Below are 6,000 nucleotides of genomic sequence, written 5' to 3'. Positions count from 1 at the left end.
TGCATGTGTTAGGCCTGCCGCCAGCGTTCAATCTGAGCCATGATCAAACTCTTCAATTTAAGTTTGATGCTCGTGAATTAAACTTCGTAATGAATTACGTGTTCACTCAGAGACTTGGTATTCATTTTTCGTCCGAGGACGTTAAGAATCCATGTCACTTTGAGTGCCCACACAGATTGTCTGATAAATTGTTAAAGAGCAGTGCCGCTTCGCTTTTTCGCTGCGGCGCGGGGTGTGCATATTACGCTTCCCCGCCTCAGAGTCAAGCGATTATTTTCGCTTTTCTCCGTGAGGTTCTTACCGAACCCCGTTGACCCGGCGGCGTGTTTGCCGTTGTTCCGTGTCAGTGGTGGCGCATTATAGGCGCTTATTCCGGGCTGGCAAGTATAAAGTGAAAATTATTTATCAACCGCTCACTTTCCAGGCAACCCCGCTTCAGAAAGCCCATTCTTGCCTGGTTTTTAAACAAAAACGAGCCCCTGAGGGCTCGTTTTCATCATTTTGTGACTTACTGCACTGCCACAATCTGATCGTCTTTCTTCACCAGCTGGATAGTTTTGCCCGGGAGCAGCTTCCCGGAAAGAATTTGCTGCGCCAGCGGGTTTTCGATCTGCTGCTGGATAGCACGTTTGAGAGGACGTGCACCGTACACCGGATCGTACCCATTTGCGCTCAGCAATTGCAGCGCGTCATCCGCTATCTGCAGTTCATATCCACGCTCTTCCAGACGTTTATACAAACGCTGCAGCTGAATACGGGCAATAGAAGCAATGTGTTTTTCACCCAGTGGATGGAAGACCACGACTTCATCTATACGGTTGATGAACTCAGGACGGAAGCTGTGGCTAACCACGCCCATCACCAGATCCTTCATATGGCTGTAATCCAGTTCACCAAAACGCTCCTGAATCAGATCGGAACCCAGGTTCGAAGTCATGATGACCACCGTATTACGGAAATCGACCGTTCTTCCCTGCCCGTCGGTCAGGCGTCCGTCATCCAGGACCTGCAGCAGAATGTTGAACACATCCGGGTGCGCCTTTTCCACTTCATCCAGCAGGATGACGGAGTACGGACGACGGCGAACCGCTTCTGTCAGATAGCCACCCTCTTCATAACCAACATATCCCGGAGGTGCACCCACCAGACGTGAAACGGAGTGTTTCTCCATAAACTCGGACATGTCGATACGTACCATCGCATCGTCACTGTCGAACATGAAGTTTGCCAGCGCCTTACACAGTTCCGTTTTACCGACACCGGTCGGCCCCAGGAACAGGAAGGAGCCAATCGGACGGTTAGGATCGGACAAACCGGCACGGCTACGACGGATCGCGTTCGATACCGCCTCAACCGCTTCATCCTGACCGATGACGCGATGATGAAGATCTTCCTCCATGCGCAATAATTTGTCGCGCTCGCTCTCCATCATTCTGGCTACCGGGATCCCGGTCCAGCGCGCCAGTACCTCGGCAATTTCTGCATCCGTCACTTTATTACGTAACAGACGCATGGTTTTGCCTTCAGCCTGGGTTGCCGCCGCCAGCTGTTTTTCCAGTTCCGGAATTTTGCCGTACTGCAGCTCAGACATTTGCGCCAGATCGCCCACGCGACGCGCCTGCTCGATGGCGATCTTCGCCTGTTCCAGCTCGGCTTTAATCGTCTGGGTGCCGGAAAGGGATGCTTTTTCCGCTTTCCACTCTTCTTCTAAGCCAGAGTATTGACGCTCTTTATCCTGGAGCTCTTCATTAAGCATATCCAGACGCTTTTTACTCGCTTCATCAGACTCTTTTTTCAGCGCCTGCTGCTCGAGCTTGAGCTGAATGATCCGGCGATCGAGTCGGTCCAGCTCTTCTGGCTTGGAGTCAATCTGCATACGAATACTGGAGGCCGCTTCGTCGATAAGGTCGATCGCTTTGTCAGGCAGCTGTCGGTCGGCAATATAGCGATGCGACAAGGTTGCAGCCGCCACGATGGCCGGGTCCGTAATCTGCACATGGTGGTGCAGCTCATAACGCTCTTTCAGGCCACGCAGGATCGCGATGGTATCTTCCACTGACGGTTCAGCCACAAACACTTTCTGGAATCGACGTTCCAGGGCAGCATCTTTTTCAATGTACTGACGATACTCATCAAGGGTGGTGGCGCCCACGCAGTGCAGTTCGCCGCGAGCAAGGGCCGGTTTGAGCATGTTCCCGGCATCCATGGCACCATCGGCTTTACCTGCCCCCACCATCGTGTGCAGTTCGTCGATAAACAGAATGACGTTGCCTTCCTGTTTTGCCAGATCGTTAAGCACCCCTTTCAGGCGCTCTTCAAATTCGCCGCGGTATTTTGCCCCCGCCACCAGCGCGCCCATATCCAGTGCCAGTACGCGACGGCCTTTCAAACCTTCCGGGACTTCACCATTGACGATACGCTGGGCCAGCCCTTCCACAATGGCCGTTTTACCGACGCCCGGTTCACCAATCAGTACCGGGTTATTTTTGGTGCGGCGCTGCAGAACCTGAATGGTACGGCGGATCTCTTCGTCACGGCCAATGACCGGGTCAAGCTTGCCCTGTTCAGCACGCTCAGTCAGGTCGACCGTATATTTCTTCAATGCCTGACGCTGATCTTCAGCACCCTGATCGTTCACGCTCTCACCTCCGCGCATTTGTGCAATCGCCTGCGTCACATTGGCGGTAGTTGCGCCAGCTGTTTTCAGCAGGTCGGTCAAGGTGCCACGTGATTCAAGCGCCGCCAGAACAAAGAGTTCTGACGAAATAAAGTTGTCGCCGCGTTTCTGCGCCAGTTTGTCGCACAGGTTTAATACGCGAACCAGATCCTGAGACGGCTGAACATCTCCGCCTGTGCCCTCTACCTGCGGTAAACGGCTCAACGCCTGATCGATGGCTGTGCGTAACTGGCCCGCATTAATGCCGGCAGATGTCAATAAAGGACGTACCGATCCCCCTTCCTGATTCAGTAAGGCGCTCATTAAATGAAGAGGTTCGATAAACTGATTGTCGTGCCCCAGTGCGAGAGACTGGGCATCGGCGAGAGCAAGCTGGAATTTATTAGTAAGACGATCCAGACGCATAACTCCTCCCATAACAGGTCAAAATTGCTACTGGAGATTAAATGAGGTCATCCCTCAATTATTCAAGGTGAATGACCTGAATTATGCGAAAAGAAAACGACGCGTGCCGGATCGTCTTGATTCTATAGGTTATATCAGCCAAATGAAACTTGCCATACGTCCTGTCGTCTTGTCGCGGCGATAGGAAAAGAAATCACCGTTTTCGGTGAAGGTGCAGCGATCGCCGCCGTAGATCTGGCTGATACCGACGCGGGTCAGGCGCTGACGGGCAAGCTGATAAATGTCCGCCATGTACTTATCTCCTGCCGGAAGAAAAGCGCTCTGCGCCTGCGCATCGTGCGCCATAAAAGCGTCGCGCACCTCCGGCCCCACTTCAAAAGCCTGTGGGCCAATGGCCGGGCCAAGCCAGGCGATGATGTTATCCGCGCTGTCGGCAAAACAGGCGACGGTCTCTTCCAGTACACCGGCGCATAATCCGCGCCAACCGGCATGGGCGGCGGCCACTTCCGTGCCTGCACGGTTGCAGAAAAGCACCGGCAGACAGTCAGCGGTCATGACGGCACAAACCGTGCCCGGAGTATTGCTGTAAGACGCATCGGCACGTTTCGAGGCATACGGTTCACCGGTGAGACGAAGCACAGCGGTACCATGTACCTGTTCAAGCCAGACCGGCTTCGACGGCAACTGGCCTGCCGCAAACAACCGCTTACGATTCTCTTCAACGTGATCGAGGTTATCACCACAGTGAGCGCCCAGGTTTAATGATTCCCAGGCCCCCTCACTCACGCCGCCGATACGGGTTGAACTGCAGGCCGCCACGCCTTCAGGCGCAGGCCACTCCGGGACAATCAGTTTGGTCATAACCAGTCCACATCATCCTTATGTTCTTCAAAATCGGCACGCATCGCGTCGATAAGATCCACCATATCCTGTGGAATTGGCGCATGCCATTCCATCTCAATGCCGGTGATCGGATGGTAGAGACGCAGCATGGTGGCGTGCAGGGCCTGGCGGTCGAATTTACGCAGCATCGCGATAAATTCGTCAGACGCTCCTTTCGGCGGACGCGGACGACCACCGTACAGCTGATCACCCACCAGCGGATGGGTGATATGGGACATATGCACACGGATCTGGTGCGTACGGCCCGTTTCCAGACGCAGACGCAGACGCGTATGGATGCGGAAATGCTCCATGATGCGGTAGTGCGTGACGGCCGGTTTACCCATCGGGTGAACGGACATATGGGTACGCTTGGTCGGATGGCGACTGATAGGTTGCTCTACCGTACCGCCGGAGGTCATATGCCCGATGGCAACCGCTTCGTATTCACGGGTGATTTCACGCAGCTGCAGGGACTCCACCAGACGCGTCTGCGCCGGAATGGTCTTGGCAACGACCATCAGGCCGGTGGTGTCTTTATCCAGACGGTGAACGATCCCCGCACGCGGTACGTCCACAATAGGAGGATAGTAGTGCAGCAGGGCGTTCAGTACGGTGCCGTCAGGGTTACCTGCGCCAGGGTGTACAACCAGATCGCGCGGCTTGTTAATGACCAGGATGTCGTCATCTTCATAGACGATATTCAGCGGGATATCCTGAGGCTCAAAACGGACTTCTTCTTCGATGTCAGCATTGATGGCGACCACTTCCCCACCCAACACTTTCTCTTTTGGCTTGTCCCAGATCTTGCCATTTACCAGCACGCGCTGGTCAAGGATCCATTCTTTTATGCGTGAACGCGAATAATCAGGGAACATTTCGGCCAAAGCCTGATCTAAGCGTTGTCCGAGCTGATTTTCGGAGACTGTCGCGGTGAGTTCTACTCGTTGTGCCATAGACTGCTTCTTCGTTTAACGTTGGGTTTTACGGCTTTGCCGTTTAATATAGTGTGCTATTGTAGCTGGTCTTAATCGGGAGCAGGAAAGAGATTCTCCCGGACAAACATTTGAGGAAAGTCAAAACGTCATGACGCGCATGAAATATCTGGTGGCAGCGGCCACGTTGAGCCTGGCTTTGGTAGGCTGCTCCGGTTCGAATGAACAGGTCCCTGACAATCCGCCGAATGAAATCTATGCGACTGCTCAGCAAAAGCTGCAGGACGGTAACTGGAAACAGGCGATAACGCAACTGGAAGCGCTGGATAATCGCTATCCATTTGGCCCGTACTCCCAGCAGGTACAGTTGGATCTGATCTACGCCTACTATAAAAATGCCGATCTGCCACTGGCCCAGGCGACGATCGATCGCTTCATGCGTCTGAATCCGACCCATCCGAATATTGACTACGTGATGTATATGCGCGGCCTGACCAATATGGCGCTGGATGACAGCGCGCTGCAGGGCTTCTTTGGGGTGGATCGCTCCGACCGCGACCCGCAGCACGCCCGCGATGCGTTTAATGACTTCTCTAAACTGGTTCGCGGCTACCCGAACAGCCAGTACGTAACGGATGCCAGCAAACGTCTGGTGTTCCTGAAAGACCGTCTGGCGAAATACGAATACTCTGTGGCGGAATACTATACCCGTCGTGGTGCATACGTTGCCGTCGTGAACCGCGTCGAAGGCATGCTGCGTGATTATCCGGATACCCAGGCAACGCGTGATGGCCTGAAGCTGATGGAAAACGCCTATCGCCAGCTGCAGATGACCTCCCAGGCTGACAAAGTAGCGAAGATCATCGCCGCGAACAGCAGCAACTCCTGATTGTACAATAGAATGCAAAACGGCAGCCTCAGGGCTGCCGTTTTTTTATCCATTTTCGCATCAAGCTGAAGCGGTTTAGCCTGCACGAATCTTATCAACTATGGCCGCAATTTGTCGCTTCGACAAGGTAAATGTTACATGTTCCTGTCCTGCCTCACAAAAAGAATCCGTTGACAAAAAGTGACATAAAAATGTGATTTACATCACACATT

At 53.6% G+C, this 6,000-nt stretch carries 5 protein-coding genes; 2 read left to right on the top strand and 3 right to left on the bottom strand.

What is annotated here, in order from left to right:
• Positions 1–314, top strand: a 314-nt coding sequence (locus C3406_RS26660) for a hypothetical protein (RefSeq protein ID WP_233210593.1), incomplete at its 5' end; no start/stop codon positions are given.
• Between the two features lie 194 nt (positions 315–508).
• Here the strand turns inward: C3406_RS26660 and clpB are convergent.
• The 3 genes from clpB to rluD all read right to left on the bottom strand — a co-directional run bounded on the left by clpB (position 509) and on the right by rluD (position 4,920).
• A complete protein-coding gene (gene clpB / locus C3406_RS24825; RefSeq protein WP_103822521.1) occupies positions 509–3,082 on the bottom strand; it encodes an ATP-dependent chaperone ClpB in 2,574 nt (857 codons plus the stop codon).
• Positions 3,083–3,211: 129 nt separating this feature from the next.
• A complete protein-coding gene (yfiH, locus tag C3406_RS24820) occupies positions 3,212–3,943 on the bottom strand; it encodes a purine nucleoside phosphorylase YfiH (protein ID WP_103822522.1) in 732 nt (243 codons plus the stop codon).
• Positions 3,940–4,920: a 23S rRNA pseudouridine(1911/1915/1917) synthase RluD gene (gene rluD, locus C3406_RS24815; protein ID WP_103822523.1), complete on the bottom strand. Its 981-nt coding sequence runs from the start codon at positions 4,918–4,920 to the stop codon at positions 3,940–3,942. Before rluD ends, yfiH begins: the two co-directional genes overlap by 4 nt.
• A 130-nt stretch (positions 4,921–5,050) precedes the next feature.
• Here rluD and bamD point away from each other — a divergent pair, with 130 nt between their 5' ends.
• Positions 5,051–5,788 (top strand): outer membrane protein assembly factor BamD, encoded by a 738-nt coding sequence (bamD, locus tag C3406_RS24805; RefSeq protein WP_103822524.1) that lies wholly within the window; start codon positions 5,051–5,053, stop codon positions 5,786–5,788.
• The last annotated feature ends 212 nt before the right edge of the window (positions 5,789–6,000 follow it).

Source organism: Leclercia sp. LSNIH8 (assembly GCF_002920195.1).
Taxonomy (GTDB): domain Bacteria; phylum Pseudomonadota; class Gammaproteobacteria; order Enterobacterales; family Enterobacteriaceae; genus Enterobacter.
Note: the sequence above shows the minus strand (reverse complement) of the source record. Positions and strands in the feature narration are given on the sequence as shown.

Excerpts from the sequence above, each read along its gene's own strand:
- clpB (WP_103822521.1), bottom strand. The coding sequence starts at position 3,082 with ATGCGTCTGGATCGTCTTACTAATAAATTCCAGCTTGCTCTCGCCGAT.
- yfiH (WP_103822522.1), bottom strand. The coding sequence starts at position 3,943 with ATGACCAAACTGATTGTCCCGGAGTGGCCTGCGCCTGAAGGCGTGGCG.
- rluD (WP_103822523.1), bottom strand. The coding sequence starts at position 4,920 with ATGGCACAACGAGTAGAACTCACCGCGACAGTCTCCGAAAATCAGCTC.
- bamD (WP_103822524.1), top strand. The coding sequence starts at position 5,051 with ATGACGCGCATGAAATATCTGGTGGCAGCGGCCACGTTGAGCCTGGCT.